Origin of the sequence: Amycolatopsis thailandensis (genome assembly GCF_042723255.1) — a bacterium.
Taxonomy (GTDB): Bacteria; Actinomycetota; Actinomycetes; order Mycobacteriales; family Pseudonocardiaceae; genus Amycolatopsis; species Amycolatopsis thailandensis.
This window is the reverse complement of record NZ_JBHXJK010000068.1, coordinates 27666-46614: the sequence shown is the minus strand read 5'-3', so window position 1 is coordinate 46614 and position 18949 is coordinate 27666. Positions and strand designations below refer to the sequence as shown.

General features: G+C 67.7%; 20 protein-coding genes. 14 read left to right on the top strand and 6 right to left on the bottom strand.

Annotation, left to right across the window (positions count from 1 at the left end; all coding sequences use genetic code 11):
* The first annotated feature begins 623 nt into the window (after nt 1-623).
* The 9 genes from ACFWMR_RS25710 (at nt 624) to ACFWMR_RS25670 (ending at nt 9846) form a co-directional block, all read left to right on the top strand.
* A complete protein-coding gene (locus ACFWMR_RS25710; protein ID WP_093935341.1) occupies nt 624-2075 on the top strand; it encodes an NDP-hexose 2,3-dehydratase family protein in 1452 nt (483 codons plus the stop codon).
* The gene (locus ACFWMR_RS25705; RefSeq protein ID WP_378380195.1) at nt 2072-3181 is read left to right on the top strand and encodes a DegT/DnrJ/EryC1/StrS family aminotransferase; all 1110 of its coding nucleotides are present in this window, start codon (nt 2072-2074) and stop codon (nt 3179-3181) included. The genes ACFWMR_RS25710 and ACFWMR_RS25705 overlap by 4 nt, the downstream gene beginning before the upstream one ends.
* A 22-nt stretch (nt 3182-3203) precedes the next feature.
* Nucleotides 3204-3821 carry a dTDP-4-dehydrorhamnose 3,5-epimerase family protein gene (locus ACFWMR_RS25700; RefSeq protein WP_093935339.1) on the top strand — a complete coding sequence of 206 codons (618 nt, stop codon included), beginning with the start codon at nt 3204-3206 and terminating at the stop codon, nt 3819-3821.
* Nucleotides 3822-3834: 13 nt separating this feature from the next.
* Complete coding sequence (locus ACFWMR_RS25695) at nt 3835-4617, top strand: SDR family NAD(P)-dependent oxidoreductase (protein ID WP_378380193.1); 783 nt, start codon at nt 3835-3837, stop codon at nt 4615-4617.
* Between the two features lie 211 nt (nt 4618-4828).
* The gene (gene dpgA / locus ACFWMR_RS25690; protein ID WP_378380192.1) at nt 4829-5929 is read left to right on the top strand and encodes a 3,5-dihydroxyphenylacetyl-CoA synthase DpgA; all 1101 of its coding nucleotides are present in this window, start codon (nt 4829-4831) and stop codon (nt 5927-5929) included.
* Nucleotides 5923-6585: an enoyl-CoA-hydratase DpgB gene (gene dpgB, locus ACFWMR_RS25685; RefSeq protein ID WP_378380191.1), complete on the top strand. Its 663-nt coding sequence runs from the start codon at nt 5923-5925 to the stop codon at nt 6583-6585. The genes dpgA and dpgB overlap by 7 nt, the downstream gene beginning before the upstream one ends.
* A complete protein-coding gene (dpgC, locus tag ACFWMR_RS25680) occupies nt 6582-7796 on the top strand; it encodes a (3,5-dihydroxyphenyl)acetyl-CoA 1,2-dioxygenase DpgC (protein WP_378380190.1) in 1215 nt (404 codons plus the stop codon). Before dpgB ends, dpgC begins: the two co-directional genes overlap by 4 nt.
* Nucleotides 7793-8590 carry an enoyl-CoA-hydratase DpgD gene (dpgD, locus tag ACFWMR_RS25675; RefSeq protein WP_378380189.1) on the top strand — a complete coding sequence of 266 codons (798 nt, stop codon included), beginning with the start codon at nt 7793-7795 and terminating at the stop codon, nt 8588-8590. Before dpgC ends, dpgD begins: the two co-directional genes overlap by 4 nt.
* Nucleotides 8591-8772: 182 nt before the next feature.
* On the top strand, nt 8773-9846 hold the full coding sequence (locus ACFWMR_RS25670) for a 3-deoxy-7-phosphoheptulonate synthase (protein WP_093935333.1): 1074 nt from the start codon (nt 8773-8775) through the stop codon (nt 9844-9846).
* Between the two features lie 18 nt (nt 9847-9864).
* On the opposite strand, the gene ACFWMR_RS25665 is transcribed toward ACFWMR_RS25670, so the two are convergent.
* Nucleotides 9865-10272 (bottom strand): winged helix-turn-helix transcriptional regulator, encoded by a 408-nt coding sequence (locus ACFWMR_RS25665; RefSeq protein ID WP_378380188.1) that lies wholly within the window; start codon nt 10270-10272, stop codon nt 9865-9867.
* A 28-nt stretch (nt 10273-10300) separates the two neighbouring features.
* On the opposite strand from ACFWMR_RS25665, the gene ACFWMR_RS25660 reads away from it, so the two are divergent.
* Complete coding sequence (locus ACFWMR_RS25660; protein WP_378380187.1) at nt 10301-10864, top strand: hypothetical protein; 564 nt, start codon at nt 10301-10303, stop codon at nt 10862-10864.
* Between the two features lie 5 nt (nt 10865-10869).
* On the opposite strand, the gene ACFWMR_RS25655 is transcribed toward ACFWMR_RS25660, so the two are convergent.
* Nucleotides 10870-11442, bottom strand: coding sequence for a peptide deformylase (locus ACFWMR_RS25655; RefSeq protein WP_378380186.1), 573 nt, complete (start codon nt 11440-11442; stop codon nt 10870-10872).
* A 46-nt stretch (nt 11443-11488) separates the two neighbouring features.
* Between ACFWMR_RS25655 and ACFWMR_RS25650 the strand changes: the two genes are divergently transcribed.
* Nucleotides 11489-12037: a PadR family transcriptional regulator gene (locus ACFWMR_RS25650; protein WP_378380185.1), complete on the top strand. Its 549-nt coding sequence runs from the start codon at nt 11489-11491 to the stop codon at nt 12035-12037.
* 16 nt (nt 12038-12053) lie between these two features.
* Here ACFWMR_RS25650 and ACFWMR_RS25645 read toward each other — a convergent pair whose 3' ends face one another.
* Nucleotides 12054-12659, bottom strand: coding sequence for a C39 family peptidase (locus ACFWMR_RS25645; protein ID WP_378380184.1), 606 nt, complete (start codon nt 12657-12659; stop codon nt 12054-12056).
* Between the two features lie 27 nt (nt 12660-12686).
* Complete coding sequence (locus ACFWMR_RS25640; RefSeq protein ID WP_378380183.1) at nt 12687-13415, bottom strand: S1 family peptidase; 729 nt, start codon at nt 13413-13415, stop codon at nt 12687-12689.
* A 380-nt stretch (nt 13416-13795) separates the two neighbouring features.
* Here ACFWMR_RS25640 and ACFWMR_RS25635 point away from each other — a divergent pair, with 380 nt between their 5' ends.
* The 3 genes from ACFWMR_RS25635 to ACFWMR_RS25625 all read left to right on the top strand — a co-directional run bounded on the left by ACFWMR_RS25635 (nt 13796) and on the right by ACFWMR_RS25625 (nt 15822).
* Entirely contained in the window at nt 13796-14110 is a 315-nt protein-coding gene (locus ACFWMR_RS25635) for a hypothetical protein (RefSeq protein WP_093935330.1), read from the top strand.
* A gap of 34 nt (nt 14111-14144) precedes the next feature.
* Entirely contained in the window at nt 14145-15356 is a 1212-nt protein-coding gene (locus ACFWMR_RS25630) for a peptidoglycan-binding protein (protein ID WP_378380182.1), read from the top strand.
* Nucleotides 15357-15420: 64 nt separating this feature from the next.
* Entirely contained in the window at nt 15421-15822 is a 402-nt protein-coding gene (locus ACFWMR_RS25625) for a hypothetical protein (protein ID WP_378380181.1), read from the top strand.
* A 475-nt stretch (nt 15823-16297) separates the two neighbouring features.
* Here the strand turns inward: ACFWMR_RS25625 and ACFWMR_RS25620 are convergent, their stop codons facing one another.
* On the bottom strand, nt 16298-17281 hold the full coding sequence (locus ACFWMR_RS25620) for a glycosyltransferase (protein ID WP_378380180.1): 984 nt from the start codon (nt 17279-17281) through the stop codon (nt 16298-16300).
* 147 nt (nt 17282-17428) lie between these two features.
* On the bottom strand, nt 17429-18307 hold the full coding sequence (locus ACFWMR_RS25615; protein WP_378380178.1) for a hypothetical protein: 879 nt from the start codon (nt 18305-18307) through the stop codon (nt 17429-17431).
* Nucleotides 18308-18949 lie beyond the last annotated feature (642 nt).

The window sequence follows — 18949 nt, the reverse complement described above, 5'->3', positions numbered from 1 at the left end:
CCCCATCGGGTTTCTTTGCCCCCGCAACAGCCCGTTTGGGTGGCCCCAAACCCAATTTTCGATCGGTTTTGGGTTTCTATTGGGTTTTCCCCAACGCTTCCGCCCCTTCGCCGGTCACCGTCGAGCGCCGGTCCGTGAAGGCCTCCTTACCTACCCTCAAGGTAGTGAAGGAGGCCTTCACTACCTCCCGGATCGTCACAGACGCCTCGGAAGCACCAGCGGTCACAACGGTTGCCCGTGAAGGCCCCCTAGCCGAGTACATGAAGGCCCCCATCCTTGCGCTAGACGCAGTGAAGGGGGCCTTCATGTACCGGCAGGCAGGCCCCCTCGACCCAATGAGCTCCGGAAGGACCCAGCGTCGGGGGAAGCCCATGAGAGGAAACCCAACACCCCCATCTACCCTATGAGATCGGTAAGTACCCAGCGTCGCGAAAGCCACTTTCGAGACACCAGACGTCCCGAAAGTGGCTTTCGCGTCGCGGCCGTCGGCGCGTTCCCCGGAAAAGGAATTGGACGATGGACCGTCGTGATCGCCCGAAGCTACCTTCAACGACATGGAGCGGTGCGATGACCACTTGTAGCTGTGACCATTTCGGTGAGTCCGGATGACGAGGAGTCCGTTGATGCTGCCCGGTCTCGTCCCGCGGAACGCGGTGCGCCGCCGCGACGACCGTGACCACGCGGACCGGATCGCGTTGTCGGCCGCGACCACCGACGGGGTGCACATGCGGACCGAGGACGTCCGCGCCTGGATCGCGGAACGCCGTGAGGCCAACACCTTCCACGTCGAGCGCATCCCGTTCGCGGACATGGACCAATGGTGGTTCGAGGAGGCGACCGGCAATCTCGTCCACCGCAGCGGCCGGTTCTTCGCCATCGAAGGCCTGCACGTGGTCGAGCACGACGGCCCGCACGGCGACGGTCCCTACCGTGAATGGCAGCAGCCGGTCATCAAGCAGCCCGAAGTCGGCATTCTCGGCATCCTGGCCAAGGAGTTCGACGGTGTCCTGCATTTCCTGATGCAGGCCAAAATGGAGCCGGGAAACCCCAATCTGATCCAGCTCTCGCCGACGGTGCAGGCCACCCGCAGCAACTACACCAAGGCGCACGGCGGCACGAACGTCAAACTGATCGAGTACTTCGCCCCGCCCGATCCCGAACGGGTCATCGTCGACGTTCTCCAGGCGGAGCAAGGGTCGTGGTTCTTCCGCAAGTCCAATCGCAACATGATCGTCGAGACCGTCGACGACGTGCCGGGAGTGGGCGACTTCCGCTGGCTCACCCTCGGCCAGATCGCGGAGCTGATGCACGAGGACGAGACGATCAACATGAACGCCAGGAGCGTGCTGTCGTGTTTGCCTTACCACGACACGGATCCCGGCGCGTTGTTCTCCGACGTCCAGCTCCTCTCGTGGTTCACGAACGAACGTTCCCGGCACGACGTGCGGGCACAGCGCATCCCGCTCAAGGACGTCGGCGGCTGGAAGCAGGGCGTCGAAGCGATCGAGCACGAGGACGGCCGGTTCTTCAACGTCCGCGCGGTGGCGGTGAAGGGCAGCAACCGCGAGAAGATCAGCTGGACCCAGCCGTTGCTCGAATCCGTCGGTGAAGGTGTCGTGGCGTTCCTCAGGCGTGAGATCGGCGGCGTGCCGCACGTCCTGGTGCACGCCCGCGCCGACGCCGGGTTCCTGGACACCGTCGAGCTGGCACCGACGGTCCAGCGCACGCCGCTCAACTACGCGCACTTGCCGGCGGAGAACCGTCCGCCGTTCCTCGACTTCGTCCAGGACGCTCCCCGGTCGCGGATCCGTTACGAGGCCGTCCATTCCGAGGAGGGCGGCCGTTTCCTCAACGCGAGGGCCCGCTATCTGGTGGTCGACGCCGACGAGACGGTCGATCCGCCGCCCGGCTTCGCCTGGGTGACCCCGGCGCAGCTGACCACGCTCACCCGGCACGGGCACTACGTCAGTGTCGAGGCCCGCACGCTGCTCGCCTGCATCAACGCCGCGGTCGCACAGCCGCGCGCGAACGCCGTCATCGATTTCCCCTCAGTACACGGAAAGGCTCGCGCATGACCACGCGTGTTTGGGACTATCTCGCCGAATACCGGGCCGAGCGGCTCGACCTGCTGAACGCGGTCGAGACGGTCTTCGACTCGGGACAGCTCGTGCTCGGCGCGAGCCTGCGCGGATTCGAAGCGGAATTCGCCGCGTACCACGGCACCGGGCATTGCGTCGGTCTCGACAACGGGACGAACGCGATCAAGCTTGGCCTGCAGGCACTGGGGGTCGGTCCGGGCGACGAGGTGATCACGGTCTCGAACACCGCCGCGCCGACCGTGGTCGCCATCGACGGCACGGGCGCCACCCCGGTCTTCGTCGACGTCCGCGAGGACGACTTCCTGATGGACACCGACCAGGTCGAGGCCGCGATCACCGAGCGCACCAAATGCCTGTTGCCGGTCCACCTGTACGGGCAGTGCGTGAACCTGGCCCCGTTGAAGGCGCTCGCCGCGAAGTACGGACTGTCCCTTTTGGAGGACTGCGCCCAGGCGCACGGCGCCCGGCAGAACGGCGTCGTCGCGGGGGCGACCGGAGACGTGGCCGCGTTCTCGTTCTATCCCACCAAGGTGCTCGGCGCGTACGGCGACGGCGGCGCGGCCATCACCTCCGAGGAATCCGTGGCGGCGAAGCTGCGCAGGCTCCGGTACTACGGCATGGAAGAGCGGTACTACACCGTGGAGACGCCTGCCCACAACAGCAGGTTGGACGAGGTCCAGGCCGAGATCCTGCGGCGCAAGCTCAAGCGGCTCGACGCCTACACCGACGCCCGCCGTGCCGTCGCCCAGCGCTACGTCGAAGGCCTCGGCGACACCGAACTGAAGCTTCCCCGGACCGTCGACGGCAACGAGCACGTGTACTACGTGTACGTGGTGCGCCACCCGCGACGCGACGAAATCCTGGAGCGCCTCAAGGCCTACGACATCCATCTGAACATCAGCTACCCGTGGCCGGTGCACACCATGACCGGATTCGCCCACCTCGGCTACGAGACGGGCTCGCTCCCCGTCACCGAAAAGCTGGCGGGCGAGATCTTCTCGCTGCCGATGTACCCCGCGCTCTCTCCCGACCTGCAGGACAAGGTCGTCCACGCGGTCCGCGAAGTGCTGTCCACCCTCTGACCGCCGATCACAGGAGAAAGCTGTGCAAGCACGCAAACTCGCCGTCGAAGGCGCGATCGAGTTCACTCCTCGCGTCTTCCCCGACGACCGGGGCATGTTCCTCTCGCCGTATCAGGAAGAGGCCTTCGTCGAGGCCAACGGCGCTCCGCTGTTCCGGGTGGCGCAGACGAACCACAGCGTGTCGAAGCGTGGGGTCATGCGGGGCGTCCACTACACCGTGACGCCGCCTGGCGTCGCGAAGTACGTCTACTGCGCACGCGGCAAGGCGTTGGACATCGTGGTCGACATCCGGGTCGGCTCGCCCACGTTCGGCAAGACCGACGTGGTCCTGATGGACCAGGAAACCCACCGGACTATGTACTTCCCGGTCGGGCTCGGCCACGCGTTCGTGGCGCTCGAGGACGACACCGTCATGTCCTACATGATCTCCGGAACCTATGTGCCGCAGAACGAGCTGGCGCTTTCGGTGCTGGACCCGGCCCTGGAACTCTCCTTGGACATCGGGGTCGAACCGATCCTGTCCGAACGGGACCGGGTGGCGATCACGCTCGCCGAGGCGAAGGAACGAGGTCTCCTGCCGGATTACGCCACCAGCCTGGAGCTCGAACGACGGCTGACCGAAGCCCCGGTCACGGCCTGACATGCTCGAAAAGATGAACGGAGACAACGGAGATCCCGTCGCCGCCCTGCGCGGTGCCGGGGTCGTCGTCACCGGCGCCGGCCGGGGCATCGGTGCGGCGCTGGCGAGGGGCTTTGCCGCAGCGGGCGCGCGGGTCGTGGTCAACGACCGGCACGCCGACCGGGCCGCCGCCGTCGCCGCCGAGATCGGCGGGTTCGCGTTGCCCGGCAACGCATCGGATCGCCTGGTGCCCGCGGCCCGTGAACTGCTGGGCGGGCCCGTCGACGTCTACTGCGCCAACGCCGGCGTCCTGAAGACCGGCGGCCCCGAAGCCTCCGACGACGACTGGGCGACGTCCTGGGACGTCAACGTCATGGCGCATGTGCAAGCCGCCCGTGACCTGTTGCCCGACTGGCTGGAGCGCGGGCGGGGCAGGTTCGTTTCGGTCGCTTCGTCGGCGGCGCTGCTCACCCTGATCGGGTCCGCGCCGTACGCGGTTTCCAAACACGCGTCGCTCGCGTTCGCCGAATGGATGTCGGTGACCTACCGGCATCTCGGCATCCACGTGCACGCGATCTGCCCGCGTGCCGTGCGCACCGAAGCGTACGAAGCGGAACTCGAATCCGCCGAACTGAGACTGCTTTCGACAGCCATCGGTCCCGAGAAGGTGACGGAAGCATTGTTCGAAAGCATCGCGGAGAACCGGTTCCTTGTCCTCCCTCATCCCGAGGTCGCCGACCACGCGGCCCAGCGCGTCACCGACCGCGAACGCTGGCTCAGCGACATCAACCGGATGCAGACCAGCACCTCGCGCTGAAAGATCGCCATCGCGGAAACCAGACGGGCTTCGCGATGGCGATTTTTCGTGTGCTGCAAAGGTTTCTGGGCTTGGACGCGTTGACCGCCGTGATCGGCGAAGCCTAATTTCGAAATGTCCGCCGACTTCCGCGAAAGGTGAGGGTCATGCGCGCTGCGCCGTTCAAGCAGCTGCTCCGAAGCAAGCTCAGAACATGGGGGTGGATGTACCGATGACTGCCATCGTAGAACCGGCCGAAGAGCTTTCCGTTTTCACCGGCCTGACCGAGATCACCAGGTTCGCCGGCGTGGGGACCGCGGTTTCCGCGTCGTCCTATTCGCAGTCCGAACTCCTCGAAATCCTCGACGTCGAGGATCCGAAGATCCGGTCGGTCTTCCTGAACAGCGCCATCGACCGGCGCTTCCTCACCCTTCCGCCGGAGAGCCCCGGCGGCGGGCGCGTGTCCGAACCGCAGGGCGACCTCCTCGACAAGCACAAGAAGATCGCCGTCGACATGGGATGCCGGGCGCTGGAAGCCTGCTTGAAGTCGGCGGGCGCGACACTTTCCGACCTGCGTCACCTGTGCTGCGTCACCTCGACCGGGTTCCTGACCCCCGGCCTCAGCGCGCTGATCATCCGCGAGCTGGGCATCGACCCGCACTGCAGCCGCTCCGACATCGTGGGCATGGGCTGCAACGCCGGTCTCAACGCGCTCAACGTGGTCGCGGGCTGGTCCGCGGCGCATCCGGGCGAACTCGGCGTCGTCCTGTGCAGCGAGGCGTGCTCCGCCGCCTACGCGCTGGACGGCACCATGCGGACCGCGGTGGTCAACAGCCTTTTCGGAGACGGATCCGCGGCGCTGGCCGTCATTTCCGGAGACGGGCGCGTGCCGGGTCCGCGTGTCCTGAAATTCGCCAGCTACATCATCACCGACGCGGTCGAAGCGATGCGTTACGACTGGGACCGTGACCAGGATCGCTTCAGTTTCTTCCTCGACCCGCAGATTCCCTACGTGGTCGGCGCGCACGCCGAGATCGTCATCGACCGGCTGCTGTCCGGGACCGGCCTGCGCCGCAGCGACATCGGCCATTGGCTGGTGCACTCCGGTGGCAAGAAGGTGATCGACGCGGTCGTCGTCAACCTCGGCCTGAGCCGGTACGACGTCCGCCACACCACCGGTGTGCTGCGTGACTACGGGAACCTCTCCAGCGGCTCCTTCCTCTTCTCCTACGAGCGGCTCGCCGACGAGGACGTCGCCCGCTCGGGGGAGTACGGCGTGCTCATGACCATGGGGCCCGGCTCCACTATCGAAATGGCGCTTATTCAATGGTGACGCGTAACGAAGACAACGGCGACCTGGTGCTGCGGTTCGACGGTTCCCGTCCGCTGTCGATCGCGGCGGTCGAGGAGATCGACGCGCTCTGCGACCGGGCCGAGGACCGGCGTGAGCCGGGGCCGGTCACGGTCCACCTCACGGGCGCACCTCCGGCCGGCTGGGCGAAGGGGCTGACGGTCGGCCTGGTCTCCAAATGGGAGCGGGTCGTCCGCCGGTTCGAACGGCTCGGCAGGCTCACCGTCGCGGTGGCTTCCGGCGAGTGCGCCGGAACGGCACTCGACCTCCTCCTCGCCGCGGACGTCCGGATCGCCGAGCCGGGGGCGAGCTTGCGGTTGTCCAGCGCGGGCGGCGGCTCCTGGCCGGGAATGACCGTGTACCGCCTCACCAAGCAGGCGGGCGCGGCGGGCATCCGGCGGGCCGTGCTGCTGGGGACCCCGATCGACACCGGGCGCGCGCTCTCCCTGAACTTGATCGACGAGGTGACCGAGGATCCGGCGAAGACACTGGCCGAGCTGGCCGGGGTCACCGACGGCGCCGAGACGGCGATCCGCCGTCAGCTCATCTTCGAAGCGGGCTCGACCACCTTCGAGGAGGCACTCGGTTCGCACCTGGCCGCTGCGGACCGGGCCCTGCGTCGGGAAGCCAAGTCGTGACGACTCTTTCGCCAGGGCCCGATCTCCGGGCCCTGGCGGGGGAGGCTCACCGGGTCGACGACGAAATCCGGGCGCTGCGCACGGCGTTCGTCGAGGAGCACGCCGAAGAGATCTACGCCGGACTCACCGATGGCCGGACGCGATACCTGCGGATCGACGAACTCGTCCGCGCCGCCGCTCTCGCCTGTCCCGGCCTGGTTCCTTCGGAAGAGCAGATGGCGGCCGAGCGTTCCCTGCCCCAGGCGGAAAAGGAAGGGCGCGAGATCGACCAGGGCATCTTCCTGCGCGGGATCCTGCGAGCCCCGAAAGCCGGTCCGCATCTGCTCGACGCCATGCTCCGGCCCACCGAAAGGGCGCTGAAGCTGCTGCCCGGGTTCCTCGAAACCGGCGTCGTGGAGATGGAGGCCGTCCGGCTGGAACGCCGTGACGGTGTCGCGCACCTGACCCTGTGCCGGGACGACTGCCTGAACGCCGAGGACGGCCGTCAGGTCGACGACATGGAGACCGCTGTCGATCTGACGCTGCTCGACCCGTCCGTCCGAAGTGGACTCCTTCGGGGCGGGGTGATGAGTCACCCCCGGTATCTGGGACGCCGGGTGTTCTGCGCGGGGATCAACCTCAAGAAGCTCAGCTCCGGTGACATCCCGCTCGTCGATTTCCTGCTGCGGCGGGAAACCGGCTACATCCAGAAGATCTTCCGCGGCCTGCTCACGGACGGCTCGTGGCATTCGCGGCTGACCGACAAGCCCTGGATGGCGGCCGTCGACTCCTTCGCCATCGGCGGCGGGACCCAGCTCCTCCTGGTCTTCGACCACGTGCTCGCGGCGTCGGACGCGTACCTCAGCCTGCCCGCGGCCAAGGAAGGGATCATCCCGGGGGTGTCGAACTTCCGGCTGTCCCGGATCGCCGGACCTCGGGTGGCCCGGCAGGTGATCCTCGGCGGGCGCAAGCTCCGGGCGGACGAGCCGGACGCCCGATCCATCGTCGACGAGGTCGTCCCGCCGGAAGAGATGGACACGGCGATCGACAGCGCGCTGGCCCGGCTCGACGGGGAAGCAGTGGTGGCCAACCGTCGCATGCTGAACCTGGCCGAGGAACCGCCGGAGGAATTCCGCCGGTACATCGCCGAATTCGCGCTACAGCAGGCTTTGCGCATCTACGGCGCGGACGTGATCGGCAAGGTCGACGGCTTCGCGGTGGGTGCGCGATGAAGGAAACCGGTGTGCGGTACGAAAAGAAGGACCACGTCGCCTACGTGACGATGGACCGGCCCGGCGTGCTGAACGCGATGGACCGGCGGATGCACACGGAACTCGCCGGGATCTGGGACGACGTCGAGGCCGACGACGATGTCAGGGCCGTGGTCCTGACCGGCGCGGGGGACCGCGCGTTCTCCGTCGGGCAGGACCTGAAGGAACGCGCGCGGCTGACCGAGGAGGGCGTGGAGGCCTCGACGTTCGGCAGCGGCGGGCAGCCGGGGCATCCGCGGCTGACCGACCGGTTCACGCTGTCGAAGCCGGTGGTGGCCCGCGTGCACGGTTACGCGCTGGGCGGCGGGTTCGAACTGATGCTGGCGTGCGACATCGCCATCGCGTCCGAGGACGCGGTCTTCGCGCTGCCGGAGGTCCGGCTCGGCCTGATCGCCGGGGCCGGGGGAGTGTTCCGGTTGCCGCGCCAGCTGCCGCACAAGGTGGCGATGGGCCATCTGCTGACCGGTCGCCGGATGGACGCGGCGACCGCGCTCCGATACGGGCTCGTGAACGAGGTCGTGCCGGTGGCCGAACTGGACCGGTGTGTCGCCGAATGGACGGACAGTCTCGTGCGCGCCGCACCGCTTTCGGTCCGTGCGATCAAGGAGGCCGCGCTGCGATCGCTGGACGTCCCGCTGGAAGAGGCGTTCAAAACCTCGTATCCGTGGGAAGAACGGCGACGGCGGAGCGCGGACGCGACCGAAGGCGCCCGGGCCTTCGCCGAAAAACGGGACCCGATTTGGACCGGGCGTTAGCTTTTCCTCCCCGGGTGACAAATGGCAGAAGATTCCGGCGTAAGAGAAATCACGGTAACGTCCCTCGCGTCACGTGATGCCGGGCTTTCCCGAGCTTCATCGTTCACCCGAGACCGCCGTCCGGGCCGGGAAATCCCGGCTTTCCCCTCGCCCGATGCCGGCAGAAATCCTGGATACCTGTGATGACAACCATCGCCGCCGTCGATCTCGACAACCAGCGCATCGACCGCCTGGTCCCGTTGGTCACGCCCGCCCTGCTGCACCATGAACTCCCGCTCAGCGCCACCGCGGCCGACACGGTGCGACAGGGGCGCGAGGCCGTCGTCCGCGTCCTCGACGGCACGGACGACAGGCTGCTCGTGATCGCCGGGCCCTGCTCGATCCACGATCCCGCCGCGGCCCTCGAATACGCCGACCGCCTCGCCGCCCTCGCTGGCCGGTTCGTCAACGACCTGCTGATCGTCATGCGCGTCTATTTCGAAAAGCCCCGTACGGTCGGCGGCTGGAAAGGGCTCATCAACGACCCGCACCTCGACGGCACCGGTGACGTCAACCGCGGGCTGCGTATAGCCAGGGACCTTCTCCTCGAACTCGCCGAGGGTGGCCTGCCCGCCGCGTGCGAATGGCTGGACACGACCATTCCGGCGTACCTCGCGGACACTGTCTCGTGGGGCGCGATCGGCGCCCGGACGGTGGAAAGCCAGAACCACCGCATGCTGGCCAGCGGTCTGTCCATGCCCGTCGGCTTCAAGAACCGGCGCGACGGCGACGTCACTGTCGCCGTCGACGCGATCCGCGCCGCCGAGGCGCGCCACGTCGTTCCCGGCGTCGACCCCAGCGGCCTGCCCGCCATCCTGCACACCGTCGGCAACCCTGATTGCCACGTCGTCCTGCGCGGGGGCAACAGCGCGCCCAACCACAACCCGGCGTCCGTCCGCGCGACGCTCACCACCCTGCAGAACGCCGGTCTGCCGCGCCGCGTCGTGATCGACGCCAGCCACGACAACAGCCGCAAGGACCACCTCCGGCAGGCCGTCGTCGCCGAGCAGATCGCCGAGCAGGTCAGGAACGGCCAGCGCGGGATCGTCGGCGTCATGGTCGAATCCAACCTCCAGGCGGGCCGCCAGGACCTCCACCCCGACCGGCCGCTCACCTACGGGCAGTCGATCACGGACGCCTGCATCGACATCGCCGCCACCCAGGAGGTCCTCGAAACCCTCGCCGTCGCGGCCGCCGCCCGGCGGACCGTGAAGTGACGCTGGACGTTCGGGCGATCACCGCTGACCGATCGCGTCGGCGCACCCCATCGCCGTGTTCGGCGCGCCCTCGCCTTGGGTGTGCCGAAGATGCGCCTCGCCCCAGACCCTGACCTCTTCGACCACGGGCAGGACCGTGGTCCCGTACGGGGTGAGCCGGTAGATCACGCGCGCCGGGACCGGCCCGGTCACCACGCGTTCGACGAGCCCGTCGGCTTCGAGTTCCCGCAGCTGCTCGGCCAGCACCTTGGGCGTGATCGGCGCGCCCCGGCGGCGAAGACCGGCGAAATGGGACTCGCCGTGGGCGAGCCAGTACAGCAGCGTGAGTTTCCATTTCCCGCCGATCGCGGCGAACGCGGCGGCCATCGGGCAGCCGGGCAGCGGGTTGGGGCGCGAAAGGTTACCCGCAGGTGCCTTCTTGTCCATGGCCGTTCTCCGCTCCGATAGTCGGACCATGACCGTGCCATACAAACGAATCCTGACAGTGTGCCTTTCGGCCGTCCTGCTGATCGCGACGGCGGCGTCGGGCGACGCGTCGACGTCACCCGACGGTCAACGAGCCTTCGATTGGGAGATCGGGGCCTGGCGTTCCTCCGTGCGGGTCCTCGCCGAACCGCTTTCGGACTCCGCGGACCAGTGGCTCCCGTTCACGGGAACCAGCACGGTGCGCCCGCTCATGGACCGGCGGGCGAACGCCCTCGAGTTCGAGGTCGCGGGACCGAACGGCCGCATCGACGCGCTCAACCTGCGGTTGTACGAACCGCGGACACAGCGGTGGAGCCTGACCTTCGTCAACCTGCGCGACGGCCTGCTCACCCCATCGGTCCACGGCGGGTTCCGTGACGGCGTCGGCGACTTCCGCGGCGACGACACCCTGGGCGGCCGTCCGATCAAGGTGCGTTTCCTGATCTTCCGGCCAGGGCCGGACGAGGCGCGGTTCGAGCAGGCGTTTTCGGCCGACGGCGGGACGACGTGGGAGACGAACTGGGTCGCCGTGGACCACCGGATCCGCAAGTGACCTGATCAGTGGCCGAACGGGTCCGGGACATCGCCGGGCAGCCAGGTGTGTCCCGGCCCGGTCCAGCCGTTCCGCTTGAGCATCCGCTTCGCGCCTCGCGCGTGCCTGCCGACGAGCCGCTCGAGGTAGAGCTTGCCCGCCAGGTGATCGGCCTCGTGCTGCAAGCAGCGCGCGAAGAAACCGGTGCCTTCGACGGTGATCGGCGCGCCGTGTTCGTCGGCACCGTCGACGGCGGCCCAGGACGCGCGGCCGGTGGGGAAGACCTCGCCGGGCACGGAAAGGCAGCCTTCGAGATCGTCGTCCGGATGGGGCATGGTCTCGGGGATTTCGGACGTCCGCAGGACCGGATTGACGACGTGACCCCGATGACGCGTCCCGGTGTCGTCCGGGCAGTCGTAGATGAAGACGCTCCGGGGATCCCCGATCTGATTGGCCGCCAGGCCCGCGCCGTTGGCGGCGGTGTTGGTCTCGTACAGGTCCTCGATGAGGCGGGCGAGGTCGTCGTCGAATTCGGTGACCGGGGTCGCCGCCGTGGCCAGTGCTTGTTCGCCGCTGATGAGGATGGGACGGATCGTCATGCGAACGAGAGTACTCAAACGCGAGTAGTCGTGTAGTACTAGACCGGTGAACCCGACCAGGCTCTTCATCCTCGGTGCCCTCGCCAAACGCGGGCCCATGCACGGCCATCAGCTCCGCCGCGAGGCGCGGATGGACCGAACCGAGCTGTGGTCGCAGGTCAAACCGGGGTCGCTCTACGGGGCGTTGCACCGGCTCGAAGGCGAGAAGCTGATCGAGCCCGTGCGGACCGAGCAGCTCGGCGCGCTCCCCGCGCGGACGGTGTACTCGATCACCGCCGAAGGGCACCGTGAGCTGCGCGCACTGCGCGACGAGGCCTTCGCCGAAGTGGTCCTCAAACCCGATCCGGTGGATCTCGCACTGGTCGTCAGCGGAGACCTCGACCGTGAGATGCTGCGGGGCTACCTCGAAGACCGTCTCGCGGCGCTGACCGCCCAGGCGACCCAATTCGGTCACCTGGGCGAACGGCGGTGGCCCGATCAGTCCGTGGCCGACGACCTCGTCTTGGAGCACGCCCGACTCCGGATCGAAGCCGAGCTGACCTGGCACGAGCTGGTGCTCACCCGGTTGGACAAGCTGTCCGAGCTGGACGGCTGAAGGGCTGTCCGGAACCTCAGCCGGCGCGGCCGAAGACCATGCCGCGCAGGGCGTAGAACCGCGCGAAGTCCTCGTCGTCCACGTAGGCGTCTTGCTGGCCGTGCGGGCCGGTCCCCGACGGGTTGTTCATGACGAGGCCCGACTCGGTCACGCCGGTGACCAGCACCAGATGCCCGCCCTTGCGGGGCGGCTCGCTCTTCGGCTCCCTGATCGACTTGTGCACCGACGCCATCACCTGGTGCCCCTGGGCGACCAGGTTCCGCAGTTCGGACAGGCCGAAATCGATCCGCACCTCGCCGTCGATCCCGAACCGGTCCGCCGCCCAGCCGAGGAACGGCGCGTAGATCAGGCCGTGCACGCCGGTCTCGTGCCGCACGTAGCCGCCGAACCGCTCGCATTCCTTGGCCAGCTCGACGCTCGGCGGGACCTCTTGCCCTCGATGGGCCAGCATCATCCGCAGACAGGCCATCCCGCAGGCGCGCCACGACCAGAATTCGTATTCCCGCGCGGAAACGGCGCCGGAATCCGCCCAGCGCGGATCGTCCGCGGCGGACATCGCGCCGGTGACGATCGCCGCGACGAGTTCGGGGGATTCCCATTGCGAGAAATACGGAATGGGCATGCGCGCAGTCTTCCACACGCGAATCGGCTACAGGCCGCCGACCGTCTCCGCGATCCACGGGCGGACATCCGGCGAGGTCAGGTCGACATAGATCGACGGGCTCGCGCCACAGTGGATCCCGGTGCCCCGGCTGTCGCTGCCGATCAGGTTCCAGACACCGTCGACCTTCGTGATCTGCGGGCCGCCGGAGTCGCCGTAGCAGTCGCCGCCGTCGTTCGGGTTGTCGGTGCAGATCTCGTGTCCCGCGTTGATCTTGTAACAACTGCTGTCCGGGAGGACAGAGGTGTCGAACTCGTTGTTGTGGATGGACATCGGGCCGCAGGTGGGAAGGTCGCAGGTCTGCCCCCAGCCGAGCAGCCTGGTGGCGGTGCCCACGGTGGCGGCCTCGGGGCCGGGGATCCGGATCGGCGCGTATGACACCGGCGCGGCCAGCCGCAGCAGCTTCACGTCGGCGTAGCGATGGGGAACGTCCTCGACGACGCCGACGCTCTTGGCCTTGGTCCGGTCGTTGTTCCCTATCCGTACCGAGTTCACCGCCGGGTTGCAGTGCTTGGCCGTGATCACCCAGTTCGGTTTGATCAGCGAACCCGTGCAGCCGTCGACGATGTAGACCGCGAACGGATAGGGCTCGGTGGCTTTGCGGCCACCGACGATCGAGGTTATCGGACCTTCGGCACCGGCCGCCGTCGAGGCGAAACCGGAAACCGGGGTCGCCACCGTGACGAATAAAATCGCCAGCAGGGATCTGACCTTCAAGGTGACTCCGTTCATTCGGTGAAGGAGTTGTGCAAATAAGGGTCACGGGAAATCGGCGAAAAACGCAAGCTGTCCATTTCGGCTCGATACCGGAAAAGAATGGCTCACTCGATCGAGTGGAGACCGGTCACTGAAAGTAGCGGCGTCGCCCCGGCTCCGGCGCTGTCGGCATCCGGCCGTCCGCGGGGGTCGGCGAGGTAAGATCTTCGGGTCGACTTCGGGGAACCGACACGCTGCCGGGTGCGTCGATGTACACGAACGGCGGCATCGCCGTTTCCGGAAACGGCGCGCACGGGTGGGCGGGAGCTCATAGGGTGCGCGGTACAGCTGTGTGGGCAGACGAAGTGCGGGCGCAGGCGCCACGACTGGAGGGATCATCCATGACTCGCCGATTCGATCCGGAGCAGATCGCGTCGTTGGCCAAGAAGGTCGGCGGGCTCAAGGAGGGCTTCAGCGGGACGAGCAAGGACCTGGGCGACGGCGACCCCGGTGGCGCGTTCGGTGACCTTAAGAACGCCGCCGGCACTGGCAAGACGATGAAGGGGTTCCACCAGGGCGTGAACGCGCATCTGGACGCCGCCTCGAAGCTCGTCGACGCCGCGTCCATCGCGCTGTCCAACGCCGCCCAGCGCATGCGGAACGACGAAGCCGCGGGTGTGCACACCCTCCGCGGCAACGACCGCGAGCGGGATTGATCGGACTGAAGACGGGAACCAGGGGGATTTACCGATGACCACCGCGGAGCGGAATCCGGGCACGCTCGACGACCCGTCGCACGACCGTCCGAAGTCGCTGGACGCCATCGACAAGCACGCCCAGCAGACGCAGAAGCTCAACTCGGGCGCGGTCAACGACCAGGCCAGGAAGGTCGGCGGAGCCGCCACCAGGGCCAACGACCTCGGCGACGACCTCAAGGTCTTCCGCGACGACGTCCTGCGCCACTGGGAGGGCAAGGACGCCGACGCCGTCGCCGACCACCTCGAGAAGCTCGGGAAGGCCAGTTACAAGGTCAGCGACAAGGCCGAGGCGGCCAAGAACATCCTCCAGCGCGTGTCCGAGATCCTGGACGACGTCAAGAAGAAGGTCGCGCAGCTCGCCCAGGAGGCCAACGACAAGGACGCGGACAACCGTGCGCTGATCGACTCGGCCCGCCGCCGGAAGAACAGCTCCAAGGACGACAACGAGATCGCCATCGCCGCGTCCGACATCGAGCGGCTCCGGCAGCTCAACGAGAAGGACTCCAACGGCAAGAAGGACGAGATCGAGAAGGCGCTGGACGACGCCGAGAAGCAGATCGACGACCTTCTCAAGCCGCTCGGCCTGGAGATCGAGGGCGGTTTCCTGGAGCTGGTGCCCGCCGACACCGGCGGGACCACCGCGTCGAGCGTCCACGCCACCCCGGTCAACCACGTGCCCAGCCATGGCGGCGGGGACGGCGGCGGTGGAGGCGGCGGCCACGGCGGCGGCGGGGGTGGTGGCGGTGGCGTCGCCGGGGTCCAGGGCGACGGGCGGCCCGCCAAGCCGATCGACGCGCGGGGCGACAACCCGGCCAAGATCGCCGAGAAGTTCCTCGGCCGCAACGCCGGCGACCTCAAGGGCAGCGGTGAGCTGCCCGCCATGCAGTCGTGGGTGCCCAACAACGTCAACTGCGCGAACTTCGTCTCCGGCTGCCTGGAAGCGGCGGGCCTGATCGACAAGGGTCAGGCCAGCGCCTCGGTCGCGGGCCTGACGGCCAACCTCCAAGCGGATGGCTGGAAAGAGGTGCCGCTCTCCCAGGCGAAACCCGGCGACGTGGTGATCTCGAACAACGGCGGGCACGTCGTGCTGTACGCGGGCGACGGCCAGTTCATCGGTTCGAACAACGTCAACCCCGACGGTTCGCAGAAGATCAGCATGGGCGGCGGTGGCGGCCTCGTGAAGATCCTCACCCCGCCGACCTGATCCGACAGAACGCCATAGCGGTACCGGGCCAGCCGACGCTGCCCCGCCAGTGGGAGGAAGCTTGATGTACACCCGATCGTTCCCGGTGTCGCTGAACCCGGGCGACCCGGTCCGGGAGGCGTTGCTCCAGGCCGCCACCGCCCGGCTCGACGAGGAGTTCGGCGATCAGGTCCAGGTGGCCGTGGAGCAGCTCGACCGGATCGGCCCCTGGGTGTTCCTCCAGGGGACGATGCGTGGCACCCAGGCCGGACGCCCGTACTACGCCGGCACCATCTACGAGAACAAGCGAGCCGACGGCGTCATGTCCGACGTCTACGTCGCCCTGCTCAAGAAGACCAGTGAGACGACCGTCGACGACGACCCGCGGTCCTGGCGCGTGGCGCGCTACGCCATCGGGCCGACCGACGTCGCGTGGCTGACCTGGCCGGACGAGCACGAGGTGCCGCAGTCCCTCTTCGGGTTCTGACCTGGCCTTTCGCCGCTTGAAGTACATGAAGGCCCCCTTCCTTGCGCCAGACGCAAGGAAGGGGGCCTTCATGTACTTGGGCTGTACTTGGGCTGCGGCAAGGCGCGCGTCGCGAAAGCCACTTTCGGGACCTGGTGCAGGGGACGACACGCGTGATCAGACGGACGACACACGTGATCAGACGGACGACGCGCCCCGGGGCTCGGGTCGCCGCGTGGCGTCCGTCCAGTCACGTGTGTCGTCCGTCTGATCACAGGTGTCGTCCATCCGGTCACGTGAAAGTGAGGTATCGATCGCGCGGGACGCCGATCGTCGTGTTGCGCGGCACCGGCCGCGCCGCTGATCGGATCGCCGGCGCGCGAACCGGTCTGGCGGCCCCTTCGGTCGCCTTTGTCGCTCGTTCCCCGCTGACACGGGTCGTGGACCGCGGGGGACTTCGCCGCGTTCTGTGTGAGGTACTCGGGCTCGACTGACGCTAGGCCCATTTCGGCAGGGTGCGGGCCACCTCGTCAGGGGAAGGCATGCGCGCGATCTCGTCAGCGATCGACAGGGCCGCGTCGCGATGTTCGGTGTTTCCGTGCCTCGGCAACAGCTTCCGGGTTCGTTCGGCGACCGCTTCCGCGCTCAGCTCGCCAGGGAGGAGGCTCAGCGCGGCGCCCGCGGCACCGAGGGCTTCGGCGTTGGCGAAATGGTCGGCTCCCTGGGGGAGGATCAGCTGCGGGGCGCCGACGCCGAGCGCGCCGAGGGTCGTGCCGCTGCCGCCGTGGTGCACGACGGCGTCGACGTGCGGCAGCAGTTCCGCCTGCGGCAGCCACGCCCGCACCGTGACGTTGTCCGGTAGTGCGCCGAGTTCCTCCGGGCGGACACGTCCGGAGGCGACGAGCACCTCGGCATCCAGTGTGGACAGTCCCCGGATCGCCGTGGCGAGGACTTCCGGCGTGCCGAAAGCGGTGCCGAGGGTCAGGTAGATCAGCGGGCGCGAGGTCTTTTCGAGGCGCCACGGATCCGGTTCGGAACAGGGGACGGGACGAAGTTCGATACGTTCCGTTGTCGCGAGGAAACGCTTGTCCTGCAACGAAGGCGGGCAGATGTCGAAATGCGGCCGGGTCCCGGTGGGGAGCGGGAGCCCGATCCCCTCGGGGAACATGCGCCCGAACCCGTGCCAGAGGGAGGGAATCCCGGCCCGTTCCGCCGCGATGGCCACTCCCGGTTGACCCCATTCGTGTACGACGAGGTCCGGCCGAAGACGGGCCAGGTCCGGTTCGAGATCCTCGGCGTAGATCTCGTAGAACGCGTCCGCCGGGCGAAAGGGCCGCAGTCCGTTCCTGAGCAAGGGCGCGTGGACGTTCTCGCCCGCGGCGAAATGCACCTCGTGTCCGGCGTCCCGGGCGGCGACGGCGAGCGGGATCAGGGGATAGGTGTGGCCGACCGAGGCAAGGGCGGCGAAGAGTACTCGCATGCGACTCCGTCCAGGATGTTTCGAATGGTTATATCAGATGATCTGAACATCTGAATGTCCTGTCCGACGGTGTCCTGAGCGGAGGCCGACGTCGCTAAAGCCACTTCGGGGGCATCCGACGTCCCCGAAGTGGCTTTGGCGAGGGGGTCAGGGGTGGTAGATCTCCTTGACCGTGGCGATCTTGTCGTCGCCGTTCACGCTGATCTGCGCGCGCACCGGGTTGCCTTCCTGCAGCTGCTGGATCAGCTGGGCCTGGCCGCACGGTCCGTTGCCGAGGCCCGCGTCGTCGATGGTGACCGTGCCCGACTCGCTCGGGCACAAGGTGGCCGCGCTGAACACCTTGCCGCCCGGCTGAAGCGGCAGCCGGTAGGTCTTGCCGTCGACCGGCCTGGCGTCGCCGCCCTTGCCGGGGACGGTCAGCTGGAAGCGGGCCATCCGCACGTCGGCGTCGTAACCGGTGAACTGCACCGAGTGGGTGGAGTTCGGGAACTTGCGGACCTGCTTGTCGGGAGCCTGGCCGGTGCCGCCCGAAGGCCGGGTCTCCAGCTGCAGGGAGTCGTTGGGCACGCCGCAGGTGACCGCGCCCTGGGCGCCCGCGGCGTCCGCCTGGCGGGCGCAGGTCCACCGGCCCTGGACGTCGAGGACCCGTTCGCCCGGGCCTTCGGCCTGCGGCAGCTTCTGGTAGTACTCGGCGATCACGTTGAACGCCTCGGTGCAGCCCGGCGTGGTGCCGTCGGTGGCGGCCACCGCGATCAGGTCCATCTTCTGCCTGCCGGGCGCGCCGACCTGGCCGCCGTTCTTGCTGCAATTGACGTCACCGTTCGACGTGGCGCCGGTCCCGCCGGAGGCCGCCCCCTGGCCGACGCCTTCCGGCACCTGCTCGGCCGCCGCCGTTTCCGCCGCGTTCCGTACCGGAGAGCCATTTCCCGCGACGCCGTTCCCGCCGCACGCGGAAAGGAGTGCGGTGGCGGCGACCGCCCCGCCCACAATGGCCATTTTGATTGTCTTCTTCGCGGTGAAATTCATTTCTGCGCCCCTCTCGCGTCAATTTTCGAAGCTTTGTCAGGAAGACGCGAGAACCGTGATCGGGTTGCTCCCGGGAGCCCTCACGGCACAGGGTTGCCCGAAGGTCCCGGCGGCCCTGCCCTCACGGGCAAGTCTCGTTCCGGGGGAGCAACCTCCCAGGTCGGTGGGCGCGAGAAGACTGTCGTCGAGAGGTTATTGAGAGGTAGGTCAAAGGTGTCATGGTCGATCCTGCCGACGGGCCGGCTGTGTCCCGAGTGTCCACATGGGACAGTTGGTGGCGATTTAGCGTCCGATTCATGCCCGTATGGGCTGTTCTGCGTAGGGTCGTGAGTGATAAAGAGGGTTCTAGCCATCCTTATCACTCACGACCCCTTCGCAAAGCCACGCAAAGTTCCCAAAACGGGCGTTCCAGCTGGAAGGGGTGTCTCGGGTGGACGGCTGAAGTCGCGATCTGCTCCCTCAGGCCAGTTCAGGCAGGGCTGCGAAAGCCCTGCTCGGCAGGAGACTCGATCACGCCGCTTTGCCTTACTTCTCGATAGGCGGGTGGGGTGTGTGGTAAAATGGGCGGTTTAACGGCCGATTTTGACACCCCACTCACCCCGGAATGGGGGGGCCCAACCCCCGACCAGGGTAAGGGCGGGT

Excerpts from the sequence above, each read along its gene's own strand:
- ACFWMR_RS25710 (WP_093935341.1), top strand. The coding sequence starts at position 624 with ATGCTGCCCGGTCTCGTCCCGCGGAACGCGGTGCGCCGCCGCGACGAC.
- ACFWMR_RS25705 (WP_378380195.1), top strand. The coding sequence starts at position 2,072 with ATGACCACGCGTGTTTGGGACTATCTCGCCGAATACCGGGCCGAGCGG.
- ACFWMR_RS25695 (WP_378380193.1), top strand. The coding sequence starts at position 3,835 with ATGAACGGAGACAACGGAGATCCCGTCGCCGCCCTGCGCGGTGCCGGG.
- dpgA (WP_378380192.1), top strand. The coding sequence starts at position 4,829 with ATGACTGCCATCGTAGAACCGGCCGAAGAGCTTTCCGTTTTCACCGGC.
- dpgB (WP_378380191.1), top strand. The coding sequence starts at position 5,923 with ATGGTGACGCGTAACGAAGACAACGGCGACCTGGTGCTGCGGTTCGAC.
- dpgD (WP_378380189.1), top strand. The coding sequence starts at position 7,793 with ATGAAGGAAACCGGTGTGCGGTACGAAAAGAAGGACCACGTCGCCTAC.
- ACFWMR_RS25670 (WP_093935333.1), top strand. The coding sequence starts at position 8,773 with ATGACAACCATCGCCGCCGTCGATCTCGACAACCAGCGCATCGACCGC.
- ACFWMR_RS25665 (WP_378380188.1), bottom strand. The coding sequence starts at position 10,272 with ATGGACAAGAAGGCACCTGCGGGTAACCTTTCGCGCCCCAACCCGCTG.
- ACFWMR_RS25660 (WP_378380187.1), top strand. The coding sequence starts at position 10,301 with ATGACCGTGCCATACAAACGAATCCTGACAGTGTGCCTTTCGGCCGTC.
- ACFWMR_RS25655 (WP_378380186.1), bottom strand. The coding sequence starts at position 11,442 with ATGACGATCCGTCCCATCCTCATCAGCGGCGAACAAGCACTGGCCACG.
- ACFWMR_RS25645 (WP_378380184.1), bottom strand. The coding sequence starts at position 12,659 with ATGCCCATTCCGTATTTCTCGCAATGGGAATCCCCCGAACTCGTCGCG.
- ACFWMR_RS25635 (WP_093935330.1), top strand. The coding sequence starts at position 13,796 with ATGACTCGCCGATTCGATCCGGAGCAGATCGCGTCGTTGGCCAAGAAG.
- ACFWMR_RS25630 (WP_378380182.1), top strand. The coding sequence starts at position 14,145 with ATGACCACCGCGGAGCGGAATCCGGGCACGCTCGACGACCCGTCGCAC.
- ACFWMR_RS25625 (WP_378380181.1), top strand. The coding sequence starts at position 15,421 with ATGTACACCCGATCGTTCCCGGTGTCGCTGAACCCGGGCGACCCGGTC.
- ACFWMR_RS25620 (WP_378380180.1), bottom strand. The coding sequence starts at position 17,281 with ATGCGAGTACTCTTCGCCGCCCTTGCCTCGGTCGGCCACACCTATCCC.
- ACFWMR_RS25615 (WP_378380178.1), bottom strand. The coding sequence starts at position 18,307 with ATGAATTTCACCGCGAAGAAGACAATCAAAATGGCCATTGTGGGCGGG.